At 69.1% G+C, this 20,045-nt stretch carries 17 protein-coding genes; 8 read left to right on the top strand and 9 right to left on the bottom strand.

Annotated elements, in window-relative coordinates; all coding sequences use genetic code 11:
- Position 1: 1 nt before the first annotated feature.
- Positions 2 to 2,500: a DEAD/DEAH box helicase gene (locus LX13_RS21675; RefSeq protein WP_253663367.1), complete on the bottom strand. Its 2,499-nt coding sequence runs from the start codon at positions 2,498 to 2,500 to the stop codon at positions 2 to 4.
- A 3-nt stretch (positions 2,501 to 2,503) separates the two neighbouring features.
- The gene (locus LX13_RS21670) at positions 2,504 to 3,517 is read right to left on the bottom strand and encodes a proteasome assembly chaperone family protein (protein ID WP_253663366.1); all 1,014 of its coding nucleotides are present in this window, start codon (positions 3,515 to 3,517) and stop codon (positions 2,504 to 2,506) included.
- Positions 3,518 to 3,778: 261 nt separating this feature from the next.
- Between LX13_RS21670 and LX13_RS21665 the strand changes: the two genes are divergently transcribed.
- From LX13_RS21665 to LX13_RS21650, 4 genes are all read left to right on the top strand, one after another.
- A complete protein-coding gene (locus LX13_RS21665) occupies positions 3,779 to 4,867 on the top strand; it encodes an S-(hydroxymethyl)mycothiol dehydrogenase (RefSeq protein ID WP_253663365.1) in 1,089 nt (362 codons plus the stop codon).
- Positions 4,864 to 5,490: an MBL fold metallo-hydrolase gene (locus LX13_RS21660; protein ID WP_253663364.1), complete on the top strand. Its 627-nt coding sequence runs from the start codon at positions 4,864 to 4,866 to the stop codon at positions 5,488 to 5,490. Before LX13_RS21665 ends, LX13_RS21660 begins: the two co-directional genes overlap by 4 nt.
- A gap of 58 nt (positions 5,491 to 5,548) precedes the next feature.
- A complete protein-coding gene (locus LX13_RS21655; RefSeq protein WP_253663363.1) occupies positions 5,549 to 6,292 on the top strand; it encodes a hypothetical protein in 744 nt (247 codons plus the stop codon).
- A gap of 97 nt (positions 6,293 to 6,389) precedes the next feature.
- Entirely contained in the window at positions 6,390 to 7,451 is a 1,062-nt protein-coding gene (locus LX13_RS21650; protein ID WP_253663362.1) for a DUF4192 domain-containing protein, read from the top strand.
- A 33-nt stretch (positions 7,452 to 7,484) separates the two neighbouring features.
- On the opposite strand, the gene galE is transcribed toward LX13_RS21650, so the two are convergent.
- Positions 7,485 to 8,468: a UDP-glucose 4-epimerase GalE gene (gene galE, locus LX13_RS21645; RefSeq protein WP_253663361.1), complete on the bottom strand. Its 984-nt coding sequence runs from the start codon at positions 8,466 to 8,468 to the stop codon at positions 7,485 to 7,487.
- A 5-nt stretch (positions 8,469 to 8,473) separates the two neighbouring features.
- A complete protein-coding gene (locus LX13_RS21640; RefSeq protein ID WP_253663360.1) occupies positions 8,474 to 9,157 on the bottom strand; it encodes an iron-dependent transcriptional repressor DtxR in 684 nt (227 codons plus the stop codon).
- Positions 9,158 to 9,260: 103 nt separating this feature from the next.
- Between LX13_RS21640 and LX13_RS21635 the strand changes: the two genes are divergently transcribed.
- Positions 9,261 to 10,568: an acetoin utilization protein AcuC gene (locus LX13_RS21635; protein ID WP_253663359.1), complete on the top strand. Its 1,308-nt coding sequence runs from the start codon at positions 9,261 to 9,263 to the stop codon at positions 10,566 to 10,568.
- The gene (locus tag LX13_RS21630; protein WP_372499990.1) at positions 10,561 to 13,290 is read left to right on the top strand and encodes a bifunctional acetate--CoA ligase family protein/GNAT family N-acetyltransferase; all 2,730 of its coding nucleotides are present in this window, start codon (positions 10,561 to 10,563) and stop codon (positions 13,288 to 13,290) included. Before LX13_RS21635 ends, LX13_RS21630 begins: the two co-directional genes overlap by 8 nt.
- 87 nt (positions 13,291 to 13,377) lie before the next feature.
- On the opposite strand, the gene LX13_RS21625 is transcribed toward LX13_RS21630, so the two are convergent.
- The 3 genes from LX13_RS21625 to LX13_RS21615 all read right to left on the bottom strand — a co-directional run bounded on the left by LX13_RS21625 (position 13,378) and on the right by LX13_RS21615 (position 16,475).
- On the bottom strand, positions 13,378 to 14,370 hold the full coding sequence (locus LX13_RS21625; RefSeq protein WP_188492346.1) for a sigma-70 family RNA polymerase sigma factor: 993 nt from the start codon (positions 14,368 to 14,370) through the stop codon (positions 13,378 to 13,380).
- 207 nt (positions 14,371 to 14,577) lie between these two features.
- On the bottom strand, positions 14,578 to 16,092 hold the full coding sequence (locus LX13_RS21620) for a DUF7782 domain-containing protein (RefSeq protein WP_253663358.1): 1,515 nt from the start codon (positions 16,090 to 16,092) through the stop codon (positions 14,578 to 14,580).
- A 32-nt stretch (positions 16,093 to 16,124) separates the two neighbouring features.
- Positions 16,125 to 16,475 carry a DUF3099 domain-containing protein gene (locus LX13_RS21615; protein WP_253663357.1) on the bottom strand — a complete coding sequence of 117 codons (351 nt, stop codon included), beginning with the start codon at positions 16,473 to 16,475 and terminating at the stop codon, positions 16,125 to 16,127.
- Between the two features lie 83 nt (positions 16,476 to 16,558).
- Between LX13_RS21615 and LX13_RS21610 the strand changes: the two genes are divergently transcribed.
- The gene (locus tag LX13_RS21610; RefSeq protein ID WP_253663356.1) at positions 16,559 to 16,795 is read left to right on the top strand and encodes a DUF3039 domain-containing protein; all 237 of its coding nucleotides are present in this window, start codon (positions 16,559 to 16,561) and stop codon (positions 16,793 to 16,795) included.
- A gap of 13 nt (positions 16,796 to 16,808) precedes the next feature.
- Here the strand turns inward: LX13_RS21610 and LX13_RS21605 are convergent, their stop codons facing one another.
- Positions 16,809 to 17,768 carry a YihY/virulence factor BrkB family protein gene (locus tag LX13_RS21605; RefSeq protein ID WP_372499989.1) on the bottom strand — a complete coding sequence of 320 codons (960 nt, stop codon included), beginning with the start codon at positions 17,766 to 17,768 and terminating at the stop codon, positions 16,809 to 16,811.
- 258 nt (positions 17,769 to 18,026) lie between these two features.
- On the opposite strand from LX13_RS21605, the gene LX13_RS21600 reads away from it, so the two are divergent.
- Entirely contained in the window at positions 18,027 to 19,721 is a 1,695-nt protein-coding gene (locus LX13_RS21600) for a DEAD/DEAH box helicase (RefSeq protein ID WP_253663355.1), read from the top strand.
- Positions 19,722 to 19,829: 108 nt separating this feature from the next.
- Here LX13_RS21600 and LX13_RS21595 read toward each other — a convergent pair whose 3' ends face one another.
- Positions 19,830 to 20,036: a DUF7455 domain-containing protein gene (locus LX13_RS21595; RefSeq protein ID WP_188492358.1), complete on the bottom strand. Its 207-nt coding sequence runs from the start codon at positions 20,034 to 20,036 to the stop codon at positions 19,830 to 19,832.
- Positions 20,037 to 20,045 lie beyond the last annotated feature (9 nt).

The following is a 20,045-nucleotide window of genomic DNA, read 5'->3' as shown; positions in this document are numbered from 1 at the left end:
TTCAGCCGGGGTGTATCTCCATGTCCGTCATGCGGATTCGGTCGGCTTCGTCGACGTCCGGGTCGGTCGCGATCTCCACCTGCGCGGTGAGCGACCACCCGCGGTCGCCCTGCGGGTCGTCGAAGGTCTGACGCACCCGCCAGGTTTCGTCGCTCTCGTCGAGGGCGAACAGCTGCGGGCTCCGGGCCTGCGGACCCGCGTCGAGCTCGCCGTACTCGTCGAAGTACTCGGCGAGCTCCTCGCTCCACGCGACGTCGGGGTGGGTTCGGTACAGCGTGGGCCAGTCTCGACGCGAGATCGCGCTGATCAACGCGAACATGTGGTTGCGGATCTGTACGCGGCACGCGCGGAGGTTCGGACCCGTCGTCGGCGGCCGGGCGTCGGTGGGGGCACCGTCGTCGTCGGGGTGGGTGAGCTGTTCCCACTCGTCGATCAGGCTGGAGTCGACCCGGCGCACCAGGTCGCCGAGCCACTCGATCAGGTCGTCGAGCTCGGGGGTGTGCTGCGCGGTCGGTAGACCGTGGCGTGCCGAGCGGTAGACGTCGGTGAGGTAGCGCAGGACGACCCCCTCGCTGCGTGCGAGTTTGTAACGGGCCACGAAGTCGTTGAAACCCATTGCCTGCTCGACCATCTCGCGGACGATCGACTTCGGTGACGGGGGAGTGCCGGAGACCCACGGGTGTCCGCGACGGTAGATGTCGAACGATCCCTCGAGGAGGTCGAACAGCGGCATGGGCCACGTGATCTCCTCGAGCAGCTCCATCCGCTCGTCGTATTCGATGCCGTCGGATTTCATCTCCGCGATGGCGACGTCGCGAGCGGCGCTGCGTTGGGCCCGCAGGATCGGTCGGGGGTCTTCGATGGTCGACTCGATGACCGACAGCGCGTCGAACGCATAACCGGGATCCTCGGTGTCGAGGATCTCCATCGCAGCGATCGCGAAGGAGGACAACGGGTTCGACAGCGCGAAGTTCGCCGGGAGGTCGGTGGTCAACCGCACCGCTTTGCCCGAGGCGTCCGGCTCCATCGACTCGACGAGACCCGCGGTGCGCAGTCCCCGGTAGATCTCGATGGCCCGCAGGATGTGTTTGCGCTGTCGCTCGCGCGGTTCGTGGTTGTCCTCGAGGAGATGGCGCATCGAGGTGAAACAGTTGGCCGGCCGGGCGATCACGTCGATCACCATCGAGGTGGTGACCTTGAAGTGTGACCGCAGGGGCTCGGGTGGTGCGGCGATGAGCCGCTCGAAGGTGGGCTCGCCCCACGAGACGAAACCCTCCGGGGCCTTCTTGCGCTGGATCTTTTTGAGCTTCTTCGGATCGTCGCCGGCCTTCGCGGTGGCCCGCGCGTTCTCGACGTCGTGCTCGGGGGCCTGGGCGACGACGAAACCGCGCGTGTCGTAGCCGGCACGGCCTGCGCGTCCGACGATCTGATGGAACTCGCGTGCCTGTAGGTGGCGAGTCTTGACGCCGTCGTATTTGGTCAGACCGGTGAGCAGCACCGTGCGGATCGGGACGTTGATCCCGACGCCGAGGGTGTCGGTACCGGCCACCACCTTGAGCAGTCCCTGCTGCGCAAGACGTTCCACGAGTCGTCGGTAGCGGGGGAGCATGCCGGCGTGGTGCACCCCGATCCCCGCGCGGACCAGTTTGGAGAGCGTGTTGCCGAACCCGGAGGTGAACCGGAAATCGCCGATCGCGACCGCGATGGCGTCGCGCTGCTCCCGGCTGCAGATGTTGGCACTGAGCAGGGCCTGGGCACGTTCGACCGCCGAGGCCTGGGTGAAGTGCACGACGTAGACCGGCGCCCGGTCGGCCTCGATCAAGCGCTCGATCGTGTCGTGCACCGAGGTCAGCACGTAGGAGTAGTCGAGGGGGACCGGTCGTTGGGTACCGGTGATCGACGCCGTCTCGCGGCCGGTGCGGCGTCGGAGATCGTCGGCGAAGAAGGTGACGTCACCGAGGGTGGCCGACATCAGCAAGAACTGCGCGCGCGGCAACTCGACGATCGGGACCTGCCAGGCCCACCCGCGTTCGGTGTCGCCGTAGTAGTGGAACTCGTCCATGACGATCAGTCCGACGTCGGCATCGGCCCCGGTGCGCAGCGCAAGGTTGGCGAGCACCTCGGCGGTGGCGCAGATGATCGGGGCACCGGCGTTGACGGTGGCGTCGCCGGTCATCATGCCGACCGAATCGGCCCCGAACTGAGCGCACAGGTCGAAGAACTTCTCGCTGACCAAGGCCTTGATGGGCGCCGTGTAGAACGTGCGCTGACCGCGGCCGAGCGCGAACGACGTCGCGCCCGCCGCGACCAGGGACTTCCCCGATCCGGTGGGGGTGGACAGGATGACGTTGGCCCCGGAGACCAACTCGATGAGGGCCTCCTCCTGCGCGGGGTAGAAGGTCAGTCCGCGTGACTCCGCCCAGCGGGAGAACTCGTCGAACAACTCGTCGGGGTCCGACGTCCCCGAGGGGATGAAGGTGGCCGGTGCGTCACCGCTCACGCATCACCCGGCAGAACCCGGCTGTGCATCGTCGTCGGAGTCGTCGTCCGGGGCCGCATCCGGCTGATCTGCCGTCGACGTGTCGACCTGATCTGCCGTCGACGTGTCGACCTGATCTGCGAGGAAGCGCTCGAGCTCCGCGCCGAGCTCGTCCGGGGACGGCAGTGCCTCCTCGGCGGCGAGCAGCGAGGCCTTCTCGGTCTGCGCGGTGTTGAACGCGTCGTACTGGTTCTCCAGCGCGGAGACCACCGACTCGACCTCGGAGTTACCCGAGACCTCGGCGTCGACCTGGGTGCGCACCTTGGCCGCTGCGTTCTCGAGGGCGGCGACCGGCAGGTCCAGTCCGGTGACCTGGGCCAGCGACTGGATCAGCGTGGCCGAGGCACCCGGGTACTGCGCCTGCGAAAGGTAGTGCGGCACGTGCACCGACAGGCCGGCGGTGTCGTATCCGCTCTGCGCCATCCGCAGCTCGACGAGCATCGAGGCGCTGGCGGGGATCTTCAGCTCGCTGCCCCATCGGGGCAGGTCGCCGAGCATCTCCTGATCGGATCCGTGTGCGGTGATCGACGACGGCCGGGTGTGCGGGATCGCCATCGGGATCGCGTTCAGGCCGACCACCGACGACACCTGGAAGTGATCGGACAGGCGCCGCACGGCCTCGACGAACCGCTCCCACCGGAGATCGGGTTCGGCGCCCGCGAGCAGCAGGAACGGGCGACCGGCGTTGTCGCGGATCGCGTGGATCGTCAGCGTGGGCATCTCGACGTCGGTGAACTCCTGCCCGGAGAACTCCATGGTGGGACGACGCGAGCGGTAATCGATCAGCTCGTCGGTGGAGAACGTCGCGACGAGCTCGGACTCGAGGCTGTCGCGCAGGTGCTCGGCCGCCAACGCGACGGCGTGCCCGGCGTCGGCGAAACCCTCCATGGCGTGGACCAGAACCGGGCCGTTGCCCTCGTCGCCGGTCACCTGGGGTACGGGAAACTCCAGCTCGTACAACGTGGATTTCTCGTCCATCATGGCCTCCTTGTCGGCGCAATTGTCGCCCACCGCCGTGTCGACGGCCAAATGACCCGCGGCCGGGGCCGGAGGGACTCGTGTGGGGACGTTCGCCTCTGTGCAACGACCGCGACGGGGTCAGGTGTTCCCCGCGACTCAGGTATGCCTGTTCGCGCATGACAAACTCGGAGATGCACGACACACTGGTCGCGAGACGTTCTGGACAGGTGTCCATCGACCGGATGTGCCCGACAGATGTCACGAAAGGGCGGAAAACGCATGCCACAGCAGGTTCGCGGGGTTGTCTCGATGAGCAAGGGGGCGCCGACCGAGGTGGTCACGATCACCCTGCCCGATCCCGGCCCGCGCGATGTGATCGTCGACATCGCCGCGTGCGGGGTCTGCCACACCGATCTCGCCTACCGCGAGGGTGGCATCAACGACGAGTACCCGTTCCTGCTGGGACACGAGGCGGCCGGTGTCGTCGAGCAGATCGGCGACGAGGTCACCCACGTCGCGGTCGGGGACTTCGTCGTCCTCAACTGGCGCGCGGTGTGCGGACAGTGTCGGGCGTGTAAGCGGGGTCGTCCCTGGTACTGCTTCGACACCTTCAACGCCAGCGTCCCGATGACCCTCGAGGACGGAACAGAACTCACCCCGGCGCTGGGGATCGGCGCGTTCGCCGACAAGACCCTCGTCCACGAGGGCCAGTGCACCAAGGTCGCCCCCGACGCCGACCCCGCCGTGGTCGGTCTCCTCGGATGCGGCGTGATGGCAGGTCTGGGCGCGGCGATGAACACCGGTGAGGTGGGTCGCGGTGACAGTGTCGCGGTCATCGGCTGCGGTGGCGTCGGCGACGCGGCGATCGCGGGTGCCCGTCTGGCCGGCGCGACGACGATCATCGCCGTCGACCGGGACCGACGGAAACTGGACTGGGCCACCGACCTGGGGGCCACGCACACCATCGACGGGTCGCAGGTCGACGACGTCGTCGCTGCGATCCAGGATCTCACCGACGGCAACGGCGCCGACGTGGTCATCGACGCGGTCGGTCGCCCGGAGACCTACGAGACCGCGTTCTACGCGCGCGACCTGGCCGGGGTCGTGGTGCTGGTCGGGGTGCCGACACCGGAGATGAAACTCGAGTTGCCGCTGGTGGACTTCTTCTCCCGCGGCGGCGCGTTGAAATCGTCCTGGTACGGCGACTGCCTGCCCGAACGTGACTTCCCGATGCTGGTCGACCTCTACCAGCAGGGACGTCTGCCGCTGGAGAAGTTCGTGACCGAGCGGATCGGGCTCGACCACATCGAGTCGGCCTTCCACAAGATGGAGGCCGGCGAGGTCCTGCGTTCGGTGGTGCTGCTGTGAGCCTGCGCATCGACCACGTCGTCACCTCCGGGAAGTTCGAACTCGACGGCGGGAGCTGGGACGTCGACAACAACATCTGGATCGTCGGTGACGACCACGAGGTGGTCATCATCGACGCGGCCCACTCCGCGGATCCGATCGTCGAGGCCGTCGCCGGGCGGACGGTGCGCGCGATCGTCGCCACGCACGGCCACAACGACCACATCACCGTGGCCCCGGAACTGCGCGACCGCCTCGACGCGCCGATCCTGCTCCATCCCGGTGACGACATGCTGTGGCGCGACACCCATCCCGACGTCGACCACGGTGACATCACCGACGGCCAGCGGATCTCGGTCGCCGGTACCGAGTTGATCCTGATCAACACCCCGGGTCACTCACCGGGCTCGTGCTGCCTCTACGCACCGGAGGCGGGTGTCCTGTTCAGCGGCGACACGCTGTTCTCCGGCGGCCCGGGGGCCACGGGTCGATCGTTCTCGAGCTTCCCGACCATCATCGAGTCCATCCGCGACAAGATCTTCACCCTCGACCCGGAGACGTCGGTGCGCACCGGACACGGCGATTCCACGTCGGTGTCGGCGGAGGCCCCGCACCTCGAGGAATGGATTGCGCGCGGGAACTGACAGCGGCGTGATCGTGTCGGTCACCTCCCGCACCGTGCTCCGGTGGCACAGTTGCGTCGTGACATCCGTGCCCCGCCGCCCAGGCGTCCGTCCCGTCCGACGGTCGTGGATGCGGTCGTCGGTGGGTGTCGGTGCGCTGGCGCTGTGCGCGATGCTGACGGTGGCCGGGTGCGCCGACGGCGTCGACGGCGACCCGGTGGCGGCCTCCGGTGCCGCCTCGGGGTCGTCGGATGGGTCGTCGGCCCGACTCGACCGTCTGTCGCTGACGCCGTCGGACTTCCCGGCGTCGTACCCCGCCACCCGATTACGCAGTGAGCAGGCCGGTCAGGCGCTCGCCGATCTCAGCGGACACGCTCCGGGGACGACGGTGACCCCGTCGGAGTGCGAGCCCCCGCAGATCCCGTCGGGCGACGGCGAATCGGTGGTGCTGGTCGGCATGTCGAGCACCGGCGGCGCCCTGACGGTCGTCACCACCACATCGCAGACACCGTTGTCCGACCTCGCCGATCAGATCCGCCGGTGCGGGTCGTACACCACCGACATCGGCGGCGTCACCGCGCAGGTGAGCACGGAGGTGCTGCCGCCGTCGCCGATCGACTCCCCGCAGTCGCTGGCCTACCGCCGGGTCGTACGCTCCGGACAGTCGCCGGTCACTCTCACCCAGTCGACCACCGTGCTCGCGGCGCAGAACGACGGCGTTCGTGTGTTCGCGAGCTACCTGTCGTTCTCCGGCTCACGGCCCGACGGGGCCGCGCTCGACGCGATCTTCACCAAGGCGGTCCAGAGGTCCCGGTCGGGGTAGAGGCGACACTGTGGGTGTCGGCCGTCATGTGCACAACCTGACCGTCGCGCCCCGCCGGAGCCCGGTCACGTCGTCGTCGGGACGCAGAGTGGCCGACATGACCACAGACCCGCGCACCGTCACCTTCCGCGACCCCGGTGACCTCATCGCCGCCGTGCCCGCCATGGTGGGCTTCATCCCGGAACGATCCCTGGTCCTGCTGGCGTTCGATGCGAGCGGCACCAGGATCGGCGTCACCATGCGTCACGATCTCGACCTCGACGCCGACGGCATCGCCACCGAGGCGATGGAGGTGATGATCGCTCACCTGTGTGAGATATGTCTGCGCGACAACACATCCGGCGTCTTCGCCCTCGTCATCGACGATCGTTTCGAGATCGACGCCCCGTCCTGGGACCACCTCTTCGCCCTCATCGACACCGGTCTCGACCACCTGGGTCTGTACACCGGGTTCGTGGTCGCGGACATGGCTCTGGGCCAACCGTGGCGGACCCGCTGGGGAGCGATGGGCACCCATGGTGACCGAGGCATCCTCGATGATCCACGGTCCAGCCCGATGGCCGTGGCGCACGCGGTCACCACCGGCCGCGTCGTGCTCCGATCGCGCAGCCAGATGGTCGACTCGACGGCCCGCACGACGCATTGCGGCGACCCCTCGTGCACCTACGCCGTCGACTCACGGACGAAGGCCGCGGCGGTCGGTCTCGGCGAGAGCGAACTGCTGCGGCGAGTGCTCGACGCCGTCCTGCACGGGTTGGACACCCACATCGGTTGCACGCAGCTGCGGGTCCTGGAGGCGGCGATCCGCCGACCCCCGGTGCGCGATGCGCTGCTGGCCCTGGCGGTCTCCGACGTCGCCGACGCGGCCGAGGCGGTGTGGGCCGAGCTGACCCGCCGGCTGCGTGGGGGCGGCCGCGCCTGTGCGGCAACGCTGTTGGGCCATCTGCACTATGTGCGCGGAGACGGGGCGATGGCGGGGGTCGCCCTCGACTGCGCACTCGACTCTGACGTGGGTCACTCGCTGGCAGCGCTTCTCGACCGGTCGCTGCGGGCCGGACTGCGACCGTCGACCCTCGAGGAACTTCTCCCGACCAGCTACGCCGCCGCGGACAAGCTCGGCGTGATCATGCCCGCGCCCGCTGAGCGCGCGGCCGGCTGAGGCAATCGGGCGGGGGCGATTGGGCGGGGGCGATCAGGCGGGGGCGGAGTGGGCGCGGTCGCCGAGGGCTCGGGTGTACTCCCACGCGTCGGCCACGATCGTCGGCAACGCGGTGTTGGTCGGCTCCCAGCCGAGGTCGCCGATGGCCTTGTCGCTCGATGCGATCAGTACGGCCGGATCGCCCGCGCGGCGAGGTGCGTACACGACCGGGATGTCGAGACCGGTCACCTCCGAGCACGTCTCGATGACCTGCCGTACGGAGAAGCCGGATCCGCTGCCGAGGTTGTAGATCGCATGGCGGCCGGCTATCGCGGCCTCGAGTGCCAGGGCGTGCGCACGAGCCAGGTCGTAGACGTGGATGTAGTCGCGGACCGCGGTGCCGTCGTCGGTGTGATAGTCGGTCCCGAAGATCTTCACCGACTCGCGGTGTCCCATCGCCGCCTGCAGGACGATCGGGATCAGATGTGTCTCCACGCGGCGGTTCTCCCCGGCGCCGCCGTGGGCGCCCGCGACGTTGAAGTACCGCAGGCTGATCGCGGCCAGCCCGTGGGCGTTGGCGTAGGAGGTGATGGCGTGATCGATCGCCAGCTTGGTCGCGCCGTACGGGTTGGTCGGTCGCGTCGGCGACGACTCCACGATCGGCACCGCATCGGGCTCGCCGTAGGTCGCGGCGGTCGAGGAGAACACCAGTCGTGGCGTCCCGGTGGTGCGGATCGCCTCGAGCAGCTTCAACGACTCGACGACGTTTCCCTGCCAGTACTTCTCGGGCTGCTCCACCGATTCGCCGACCAGCGACTGCGCCGCGAAGTGCAGCACCCCGTCGAAGGATCCGCCGCCGAGGATCTCCGGTGCGAGCGCACCGACGTCCCCCTCGACGAAGGCGGCCGCCTCGGGAACCGCGTCCCGATTACCCGTGGTCAGATTGTCGACGACGGTGACGTCGTGCCCGGCGTCGATCATGACGCGGGCACAGACGCTTCCGACGTAACCGGCGCCGCCGGTCACCAGGAGCTTCACTGTTCTCAGACCTTCTCGACGTGCACCGAGTGGGCCATCTCCGAGGACAGCCGCAGTCCGGCGTGTCCGGGGGTGTTGATGGTCACCGATCCCGGGTCACTGGTCACGGTCACGCGGGCGTTCGGGACCACACCGGCCTCACGGAGTGCCGTGATGAGGCTCGGGTCGTCCTGGGCGTGCTCGGAGAGTCGGCGGATGATCACCGCGACCGGCTCCCCCTCGGGGAGGTCGGACAGCCGGGTGGCGTCACCGACCGCCGGGCCGCTCTCGACGCCGAGCAGTTCGAGGCCGGGAATCGGATTGCCGTACGGCGAGGTCGTGGGGTGCTCGAGGACCTCGACGAGGCGGCGCTCGACGTTCTCGCTCATCACGTGCTCCCAGCGGCAGGCCTCGGCGTGGACGTCCTCCCAGGGCATCCCGATCACGTCGACGAGCAGGCGTTCGGCGAGCCGGTGCTTGCGCATCACCGAGATGGCCAGCGTGCGGCCGTGTTCGGTGAGCTCGAGCTGCCGGTCACCCGCGACGCGCAGGAGGCCGTCACGTTCCATCCGGGCCACCGTCTGCGACACCGTCGGGCCGCTCTGATCGAGGCGCTCGGCGATGCGTGCGCGCAGGGGAACGATGCCCTCTTCTTCCAGGTCATAGATCGTGCGTAGGTACATCTCGGTGGTGTCCACCAGATCGTTCACAGTGCCAACCCTCCGTCATACGGCCAGTCCCATCGAGCCGGTGACCAGATTACCCGTATCCGACCCACATCTTTCACAGCCGCGGACCACTACCGTTGGGCTCATGAGTTCTGACACGGTCGCGAGCGCCGGCACCGGTCCCGCGGCGGACGACTCGCTGATCGTGTGGAGCGAGGACTTCCTGCGCTATCGGTGGGGGGAGACCCACCCGATGAACCCGATCCGGTTGGCACTGACCATGTCCCTCGCGCACGGTCTCGGGGTCCTCGACGGTGTCGAGATGCGGGCGCCCGCCTCGGCCGACGACGCTCTGCTCGAGACCGTGCACCGCCGGGAGTACATCGCCGCGGTGCGGGCGGCGGGGGAGATGGCCGCAGGTGGATCGGTGGCGGGCTTCTCACCCGCGGTGGCCGAACGGATCTTCGGACTCGGCAGCGTCGACAACCCGGTGTTCCCCGGGATGCACGAGGCCTCGGCCCTGCTCGTGGGCGGCACGGTGGCGGCCGCGGACGCGATCGCGAGCGGGTCGGTACGCCGCGCGGTCAACATCGGAGGGGGGATGCACCACGCCCTGCCCGCCCGCGCGTCGGGTTTCTGCGTCTACAACGACTGCGCCGTGGCGATCGCCCACCTGCTGGAGCGCGGATTCGACCGGATCGCCTACATCGACATCGACGCCCATCACGGCGACGGCGTGCAGAACCGGTTCTCCGGTGACCCGCGGGTGCTGACGGTGTCGGTGCACCAGCACCCCGCGACGCTCTGGCCGGGCACCGGATATCCCGAGGACATCGGCCCGGAGACCGGACACGGCACCACCGCCAACGTCGCGTTGCCCCCGAACACGCCGGACCGGTTGTGGCTGCGCGCGTTCCACGCCGTCGTGCCGTCGCTGGTGGCGAGCTTCCGACCCCAGGTGATCGTCAGTCAGTGCGGTGCCGACAGTCACCGCGCCGACCCGCTCACCGACCTCGGGCTCACCATCGACGGGCAACGGGCCGCGATCCTGGCCATGCGCGACCTCGCCGACACGTACTGCGACGGGCGCTGGCTCGCGGTCGGCGGTGGCGGTTACGGCGTCGCCGACGTCGTGCCGCGCATCTGGACCCACCTGATGGCCGCGGCGTTGGGACGGGACATCGACCCCTCGACCCCCACCGGCGACGACTGGTGCGACTCGGCGGCCCTCGCCGCCCGCACCGTGCACCCCGACTTCGTCACCGAGGTCCCCGCGCACACCATGTCCGACGGTGGGGACACCGATTTCCACGCGTGGGAGGGCAACTGGGGGCAGGAGGCCCCCGACGGGATCTCGGCGCACCTGCACCAGTCCACCGACGCGGCCATCCTCGCGACCCGGTCCGCGGTGTTCCCGCTGCACGGACTCGACCCGGCGGATCCCCGTGACTGACGCCGATCCGGATGGGGGCGCGGTCTCCTCGGCGGTGACCGGCCCGATCGAGACCGGTGGCGGTCCCTGGGATTTCCCACGGCACTGGATCGCCGACGTGCTCGCCTCCGACGGGGGCGCGGTGCACCTGCGGCCGATCGTCCCGGCCGACGCCGATCGGATCGTCGCGTTCCACTCCAAGCTCTCCGAACGCACCCGCTACATGCGGTATTTCGGCCCGTATCCGGTCATGTCACCGCGCGACGTCGTCCACATGACGACTCTCGACCACCGCACTCGCGTCGCGTTGGTCGCGTTGCTCGGCGGCGAGATCATCGCCGTCGGCATCTACGAGGGCCTCTCGAGTCTCGGGCGGCCGGAGTCGGCCGAGGTGGCGTTCGTCGTCGCCGACGACCACCAGGGCCGCGGTCTGGGCACCGTGCTGCTCGAACACCTCGCCGGCGCGGCCGCCGAGAACGACTTCACCCGGTTCGAGGCCGAGGTCCTGACCGAGAACCGCGCCATGCTGTCGGTCTTCCGGGACGCCGGTTATCAGCTGACCCGCAGCTTCGACGGGTCGACGGTGCACGTCGAGTTCCTGATCGACCCGACCGACGCCCTGCGCACGGTCCGCAACGCCCGCGAACTCGGCTCGGAGTCCCGCAGTGTCGCCAACCTGCTGCGGCCGTCGTCGGTGGCGATCATCGGCGCGTCGACCGATCCGAGCAAGGTCGGGAACGCGTTGTTGGCCAACGTGATCAGCGGTGGGTTCACCGGACCGGTGTTCCCGGTCAACGCCGAGGCCCGTGCGGTCCACGGCATCCGCGCCTATCCGTCGGTCCGCGACATCCCCGACCCCGTCGACCTCGCGATCGTCGCCGTGCCCGCCGACACCGTCGGTGACGTGCTGCAGGACTGTCTGACCAAACGGGTCAAGACGATGGTCGTCGTGTCGGCCGGCTTCGCCGAGTCCGGCGATGTCGGTGCCCTCGCCGAACGGACGCTGGTCCACGAGATCCGCGCGCATGGGATGCGGCTGGTCGGACCCAATGCGCTGGGCGTGATCAACACCAGCCCCGACGTGGCGCTGAACGCCACCCTCGCGCCGCGGGTGCCGGGTCGGGGCCGCATCGGGTTCTTCTGCCAGTCCGGTGCTCTGGGCATCGCGATCCTCGACACCGCCGCCCGCCGACAACTCGGCCTGTCGACGTTCGTCTCCGCGGGCAACCGGGCCGACCTGTCCGGCAACGACCTGCTGCAGTACTGGGACACCGACCCGCAGACCGACGTGATCCTGTTGTACCTGGAGAGCTTCGGCAACCCGCGCAAGTTCTCCCGCCTCGCGCGGCGGGTGTCGCGCAACAAGCCCATCGTCGCGGTGAAGTCGGGACGATCGTCGGTGGCGCCGTCGCAGGTGCGTCGCGACTCCACCCTCGACGACGCGAGTGCTCGGGCGGTGCTCGAACAGTCCGGGGTCATCCAGGTCGACACGATCGCCGACCTCTTCGACTGCGCCACCGTGCTCGCCTACCAACCTCTGCCCCGCGGTCCGCGTGTCGGCATCGTCGGCAACTCGACCGTGCTCGGGGTCCTCGCGGCGACCGCGGGGGAGCGCTTCGGGCTGCGCGTGGTCGAACAGATCGACCTCGGACCCGCCGCCGGCGCCGACGAGTTCTCCCTGGCGCTGCACCGCGTGATCGCCGACGACGGCGTCGACGCGGTCATCGCGGTGTTCGTCCCGCCGGTCGCGGTCGCGGCCGACACCTACGCGCGGGCACTGACCGAGGCGACCGCCGGTGCCGACAAGACCGTCGTGTCGACGTTCCTCGCCGTCGAGGGCATCCCGGACAACCTGACCGTGCGCGACGAGTCCGGCGTGCCGACGTGGGGTTCGATCCCGTCCTACCCCGCACCGGAACGCGCCGCGTCCGCCCTGGGCCAGTCGTGGCGCTACGCGCAGTGGCGCGCCACACCGGAGTCGGAGGTCATCCGTCCGGCCGACGTCGACTCCGACACCGCGCGCGAGATGGTGCGTGCCGCGATCGTCTCGACACGGGTGGGAACCGACGAGACGTTGGCCTTCGACGAGCGGGACTCGGCACGGCTGCTGTCGCGCTACGGCGTACACGTCACCGACTTCGCCGAGGTCTCCGACGCCGATGCGGCCGCCGAGGCCGCACAGACCCTGGGGTTCCCGGTCGCGGTCAAGGCGATCTCGTCGCGCTGGCGGGGACGCCTCGACGGCGAGGGTGCGCGTCTCGATCTGTCCGGACCGGCCACCGTCCGGGCGGCGTTCGACGAACTCGTCGCGCTCACCGGCGACCGGCAGCTGCACGTGCAGCGCATGGCGCCGCGTGGTGTCGCGACCGTCATCCGGGTGCGCGACGACCCGTCGTTCGGGTCGCTGATCGCGTTCGGACTGGCCGGGGCGACGTTCGACCTGCTCGGCGACCACGCCTACCGGGCCATCCCGCTCACCGAGGCCGACGCCCGCGACCTCGTGGCCGCGCCGCGATCGGCACCGTTGCTGGCCGGCTACCGGGGCGAGCCCGCGGTCGACACCGACGCTCTGGTCGATCTGTTGGTACGGGTCTCGACACTCGTCGACGACATCCCGGAGGTGCGTGAGCTGGTGCTCGATCCCGTCCTGGCGTCGGGATCGGGGGCAGTCGTGCTCAGCGGCCGCGTCCGGGTCGGTCCGGTGCCGTCCCGTCGCGACGCGGGACCCCGCCGACTGAGCTGAACGGCGCCGACCGGATTGGTTCTGGTGCACCGACGACGACGGCCCCCGATCATCGGATGATCGGGGGCCGTCGTGTCGGTACGGGACTCAGCTGGCGTAGGCGCGCAACCGCTCGGCGCGGTCACCCTGACGCAGCTTCGCCATCACCTCACGCTCGATCTGACGGACCCGCTCGCGAGACAACCCGAAGAGCCGGCCGATCTGGTCGAGGGTGCGCGGCTGACCGTCGTCGAGGCCGAAACGCAGGCGGATGACCTGCTGCTCACGCTCGTCGAGGGTCGAGAGCACGCTGCGGACGTCGGTGTGGAGCAGACCGGCGATGACGGCACTCTCGGCCGAGGTGGCCTCGGCGTCCTCGATGAAGTCGCCCAGGGGCGCCTCCTCGTCGCTGCCCACCGGCATGTCCAGGCTCACCGGGTCGCGGCTGTGGTCGAGCAGATCGGCGATCTTCTCCGCCGGGATGCCCGACTCGGCGGCGAGCTCGTCGTCGGTCGCCTCACGGCCGAGCTGCTGGTGCAGCTCACGCTTGATGCGGGCGAGCTTGTTGACCTGCTCCACGAGATGGACGGGGAGCCGGATGGTCCGGCTCTGATCGGCCATGCCGCGGGTGATCGCCTGACGGATCCACCAGGTGGCGTACGTCGAGAACTTGAAGCCCTTGGCGTAGTCGAACTTCTCCATCGCGCGGATCAGACCGAGGTTGCCTTCCTGGATGAGGTCGAGCAACGGCATGCCGCGACCGGTGTAGCGCTTGGCCAGGGACACGACGAGACGGAGGTTGGCCTCCAGCAGATGCGACCGCGCCGACTCACCCTCGCGGATGAGCTGCGCGAGATCGCGCTTCTTCGTCGGTGACAACCGCTTCTTGGTGGCCAACACGTGCTTGGCGTAGAGGCCGACCTCGATCGCCTTCGCGAGTTCGACCTCCTGCTCGGCGTTGAGGAGAGCGGTTCGACCGATCCCGTTGAGGTACACCCGGACAAGGTCTGCAGCCGGGCTCTGGGCATCGAGATCCGCATCGGTCATCTGCGGCCGCACGGTGTCTGCGGGCCTTGTCGTGGTGGCGGTGGTGATGGTCATATCGGCCTCCTCGCGAGCGTGTGTCTTCATAGGGTCCAACGGTTCGCCGTCCGCGAATAGTTCCCCCGCCCGTTCCCGCCGAACCCCGGCTGACCTGGGCAGATGCGTTCGGTGGTCTGAGAAGATGCTGAGAACTCGTGAGACATCCCGATATCGGGAACCAGTGAGATGCCCGTCACACCCGTGGAGACGGTTGCGACGTCCGCGTCAGCGGGCCGGGAGGAGCAGTCCGTGGCGCACCAGCGCCGCGACGAACCCTTCGATCGCGCCGGGCTCGGGTTCCTCGCCGGTCGCGGCGGCCAACAGCGCTGTCACATCCCCGAGGGGCAGACCGTCGGCACGCAGGCCGGCGACCAGCGACCGGCCCCACGAGTCGATCTCATGGGTCCAGCGTGGTCCGTCGGCGCGATGCAGCCGGGCGACGACCTCGCCCCAGCCGAGACCGTCGGCGGCCGAGCCGGCGGACAGGGTCGAGATCTGCTCCAGCGCAACACCGTCGGCGGCACGGAACCGTGACGCCTCCAGGTCGGCCGTCCGCAGCCAGGCGACACGGTCGAGGTACTCCGATGCCTCCGGGCCCAGTGGATCGTCGAGCGCGTGGCTCAATTCCTCGGCCAGCAGATCGGTGGGCTCGCCCGTGGAGCGCAGGAACACGAAACCGAAACCGATGCCCTCGACCCCGGATCGCTCGAAGTGCGCCAGCCAGTCGTCGGCGAGCGCCGCTCCCGGGCCGGAGCGGGGGTCGTATCCGGCGTCACGCAGCCAGGTCCCGACGTAGAGCGCAGGATCGGCGACATCACGCTGCACGACCCACGCGTCGACACCGTGGTCGGGGATCCACGACGCGACCCGGTCGCGCCAGTCGTCGCCGGTGATGACCCAGGAGGCGAGCATGCAGGCGGTCCCGCCGTCGGCGAGGTGATCGGCCGCGCCGGACACGACCAGTTCGCTGGCGCCGTCGAGGTCGAGTCCGGAGTCCCGATAACTGTGGGTCACGGTCGGTGGTCCCACCACGAACGGCGGGTTCGCCACGATCCGATCGAACCGCTGCGATCCGGCCGGGGAGAACCACGGACCGGACCGCAGGTCGTACCGGTCGGGGGCGATGTCGTTGATGGCCAGACCCGCGCGGGTCATCGCCAGCGATCGCGCGGTGATGTCGGTGGCGGTGACTTGGTCTGCCGACGACAACGCGTGGACCGCCTGCACGCCGCAGCCGGTTCCCAGGTCGAGGACCCGTCCGGCGGGTGCGACCGTGGCCCGCAGCAGCGACAGCGACGCCTGCCCGACCCCGAGGACGTGATCAGGGGTGATCGTGGTCGGTCGCATGGCGCCGTCGAGGTCGGAGAACAGCCATCGGGTGCCGTGTCCGGAGTCGAGTGGACGCACGTCGATTGCCGCGCGGACGTCGTCCCCGTCGGCGTGCAGCATTCCCACCGCGACGGCCGCGTCGATGTCAACCGATCCGAGCGCCGCGGCCACCTCGGCCCGCGGGCACGAGTCGTTCAGGAGCAGCAGCCGGATCAGGGTGCCGAGCTCACCGGCGTCGCGGCATGCCCGCCGCACGGGCACCGGCTCGGCCCGTCCGAGCGCGGCGTGGGCGTCGACCCCGAGGAGGTCGAGCACCCCGTCCGCGTCGTAGCGGTGCGCTTCGAACGCCTGCCGGAGACCGGGGGTGATGGTGTGCAGGTCATCGACCGGGGTGATCGGCGGTGAGGTCATGGGGGATCAGGGTGCCACGTGCGGCGACGAGATCAGCTGTCGTGACCTTTGAGCTGGCGGAAGTGGGTCGGCTCGACCGCGGGAGGGTTGGCGTCGCCGGACCACTTGTACCGGGGGATCTCGCCCTTCTCGCGCGGCGGGCGGTCGTTGGCGATCAGGACCGCCACCCACGGGATCGGGATCGACAGGGCGATCACGGCCAGCGCGAGCAGTCCCGAGCCGGTGGCGCCGTAGACGATGCCGGCGATGACGAGGGCTGGTACGCGGAAGGCCATGAGCGTCAGATATCGCCGCACCCGGGCCTTGTGCTGGGCGTCCTGGGACACCTGTGCCTGGGTGATGAGAATCGCTTCACGTGCCTCTTCATGTGCCACGTCCTCCACTGTTGCACTTTCTGTTCAGTAATGCATCGGTGCAGCTCAGATGAACGTGTTGAGACCCTGAGACATCGGGCACAATGACTGCCATGGACACCCAGACGATCGAGCGCCCCGACGTCGACACCGATGAGACGACCGACGACGAAACACCGAAATTCTTCCACTACGTCAAGAAGCACAAGATCGCCGAGAGCGCGGTCATGGGCAGTCACGTGGTGGCGCTCTGCGGCGAGGTCTTCCCGGTGACCCGGTCGCCGAAACCCGGATCGCCGGTGTGCCCCAAGTGCAAGAAGATCTACGAGAAGATGAAGAAAGACCAGTGAGTGCGTCCGCCGGTCACTGCGGCGGGCGCGTCTGCTTGCGGATGGGTCCGGTCTGCATCCGTTTGGGCATCGACTTCAACTGATCGGTGAGGTCGGTGGTCTGCTGGGAGACCCAGTCCTTGACCTGCTCGACGTGGGTGGGCGCCAGGGAGGGCCAGGTGGCCTGGATGGCGGCGTTGAACTGGGCACCGATCACGATGGCGAATCCCAGGAAGAACGTGAACAGCAGGAACGCGATGGGTGTCGCGAGCGCACCGTAGGAGTAGCCGGTCTTGGTAATCGTGCCGAGATAGACGCGGAGCGCCGCGCTGGCGCACCAGAACACCACCGCGGCCAGCACCGCGCCCGCGACGAGTCGGTGCCACGGCAGCGGCTTGGGCAGCGAGATCCGGTAGAGCGTGGTCAGCGCGACGATCAGCAGTACGCCGACGGCGGGGTAGTAACCGAAGTCGATCAGGTTCGTGCTGACCGGATGCCACGAGTCCGGGATGATGTCGTTGATGTAGGTCGGGCCCAGCGCGACCAACGGCAGCATGAAGATCGACACGACCAGGAACACGATGTAGAGGTTCAGCGCGAACACCCGCTGCCACACCGCGTTTCGCACGTCGTGCTGGTCGTGGGCCTTGTTGATCGAGTCGACGAAACTCGACATCGCCGAGGACCCCGACCACAGCGACAGGACAAATCCCAGTGAGATCAGCTCACCGCGCCCCCGCGCCAGGACATCGTTGACGGTCGGCGTGATGATCTCGTCGACGACGTTGTCGCTGAACACCCCGCCCGCGAATTCGACGATGCCGCTGCGGATCGTCTCGAGGGTGTCGGGCCCGAACCATCCACCGACGTAGCCCAGACTGCCGAGCAGACCCAGCAGCAGGGGTGGCAGGGACAGCGTCTGCCAGAAGGCGGCCTGCGCCGACATGCCGAAAATCGAGTCATCCCAGGCCTTGACGATGGTGCGCCAGAACACTCGCGGCAGGCTGCGCAGGACGGGCGGGCCGCTCCGGGACGCGGAGCGCCCAGGACCCGTCTCGTCAACATCACCGGTGGCATCGATGTCATCAGCATCCCCGATCGGGTCCACGGATGGGCGACCCGGGCCGTTCGCGTGTCGGTGGGACGTCCCCCCGGCGGGGTACGATCATGCACGACCCGCGTGCCGTCGAAGCGGCCGTTTCACGCCTGTCACAAGCCGCAGTACGTCGAGGAGTTGTCGATTTCCGAGGTTATGGTTCCGGACGCGTCCGCGTCGCTCCGGACATGGCAGCGCCGCGCTCTGACGAAGTACCTGGCCACCGCGCCACGGGACTTCCTCGCCGTCGCGACGCCCGGCGCAGGCAAGACCACGTTCGGTCTGCGGATCGCCAGTGAGCTCATCCGCGACCGCACCGTCGAACAGATCACGGTGGTCGCACCCACCGAGCACCTCAAGTACCAGTGGGCTCAGGCCGCGTCCCGCGTCGGCATCGCGCTCGACGCCCGGTTCAGCAACTCCGCGGGCGCCACCAGCGCCGACTACGACGGTGTCGTGGTCACCTACGCCCAGGTCGCCGCCCATCCGTTCCGGCACCGCGTGCGCACCGAGAACCGCAAGACGCTTGTGATCATGGACGAGATCCACCACGGCGGCGACGCCAAGAGCTGGGGCGACGGCATCGCCGAGGCGTTCTCCGACGCGACGCGTCGGGTCGCGCTCACCGGGACACCGTTCCGGTCCGACGACTCGCAGATCCCGTTCGTCACCTACGAGCCCGACGGCGACGGCGCGCTGCGCTCGAAGCCCGACCACAGCTACGGCTACGCCGACGCCCTCGCCGACGGTGTGGTGCGCCCGGTGGTCTTCCTGGCCTACTCGGGTCAGGCCAGCTGGCGGACGAACGCGGGGGAGGAGTTCTCCGCCCGTCTCGGCGAACCGTTGTCGGCCGAGCACACCGCCCGCGCCTGGCGTACCGCGCTCGATCCGCACGGCGACTGGATCCCCGCCGTGCTCACCGCGGCCAACACCCGTCTCGGTCAGCTCCGTGCGGGTGGCGTGCCCGACGCCGGCGGACTGGTCATCGCCACCGATCAGAAGACCGCCCGCGACTACGCCGAACTGCTCGAGGAGATCTCGGGGTCGCCGGTGACGCTGGTGTTGTCCGACGATCCGAGCTCGTCGTCACGGATCGACGAGTTCGGTGCGTCCGACGACCGCTGGATGGTCGCGGTCCGCATGGTCTCCGAGGGCGTCGACGTGCCGCGGCTGGCCGTGGGCGTCTACGCCACGTCCGCCTCGACCCCCCTGTACTTCGCGCAGGCCATCGGACGGTTCGTGCGGTCGCGGCGGGCGGGGGAGACGGCCAGCGTGTTCCTGCCGTCGGTGCCGGTGCTGCTGCGGCTGGCCAGCGAACTCGAGGCCCAACGTGATCACGTGCTGGGCAAACCGCACCGCGAGGAGGAGGGGTTCGACGACCAGCTGCTCGCCGAGGCGAACAAGGTCGCCGACGAGCCCGGTGACGACGAGCCCGCGTTCATCTCGTTGCACGCCGACGCCGAGCTCGATCAGGTCATCTACGACGGATCCTCGTTCGGTACCGCGACGTTCGCGGGCAGCGACGAGGAATCGGACTATCTGGGGCTGCCCGGACTGCTCGACGCCGATCAGGTCCGGGATCTGCTGCGCAAACGTCAGACCGAGCAGGTCGCGGCACGATCGGCGGAACCGGTCCCACCCACGCCGCGACCCGATGTGGGCACGGGTCCGCAGCTGGCGGCGCTTCGTCGGGAACTCAACGGACTGGTCGCCATGCACCATCACCGGACCGGCAAACCCCACGGTCTGGTGCACAACGAACTGCGGTCGCGGCTCGGTGGGCCGCCGACGGCGATGGCCACCGTCGATCAGCTCAAGGAACGCATCAGCGCACTTCGTCAGTGGAAGTGACGCCACGTCGCCCGAGTCGCCGACGTCGAGTCGGGCGCGGCGAACCGGGTCCGGATAGCACTGACCTCCGGCACCCGTGGGGGACACCGGAGGTCAGTGGCTATGAGGTCAGACCAGTTCTTCTTCGGAACGGGTCACTGTGGCACCGAGGTCCGCCAGGCGCGCCTCGTGCTCGTTGTAGTGGTGGCGGCAGAACAGCAGTTCGCCTCCCGCGGGAAGGTTGGCGCGTACGCGTGCTGCTGCCCCGCAACGGTCACAACGGTCGGCAGCGGTGAGGGGCATGGAGATCGAGGTGGTGGTGATGACATCTGACATGGTTCCTCC

Source organism: Williamsia maris, assembly GCF_024171815.1.
Lineage (GTDB): Bacteria > Actinomycetota > Actinomycetes > Mycobacteriales > Mycobacteriaceae > Williamsia_A > Williamsia_A maris.
The sequence above is the reverse complement of the archived record's forward strand: the minus strand, read 5'-3'. Positions and strand labels throughout refer to the sequence as shown.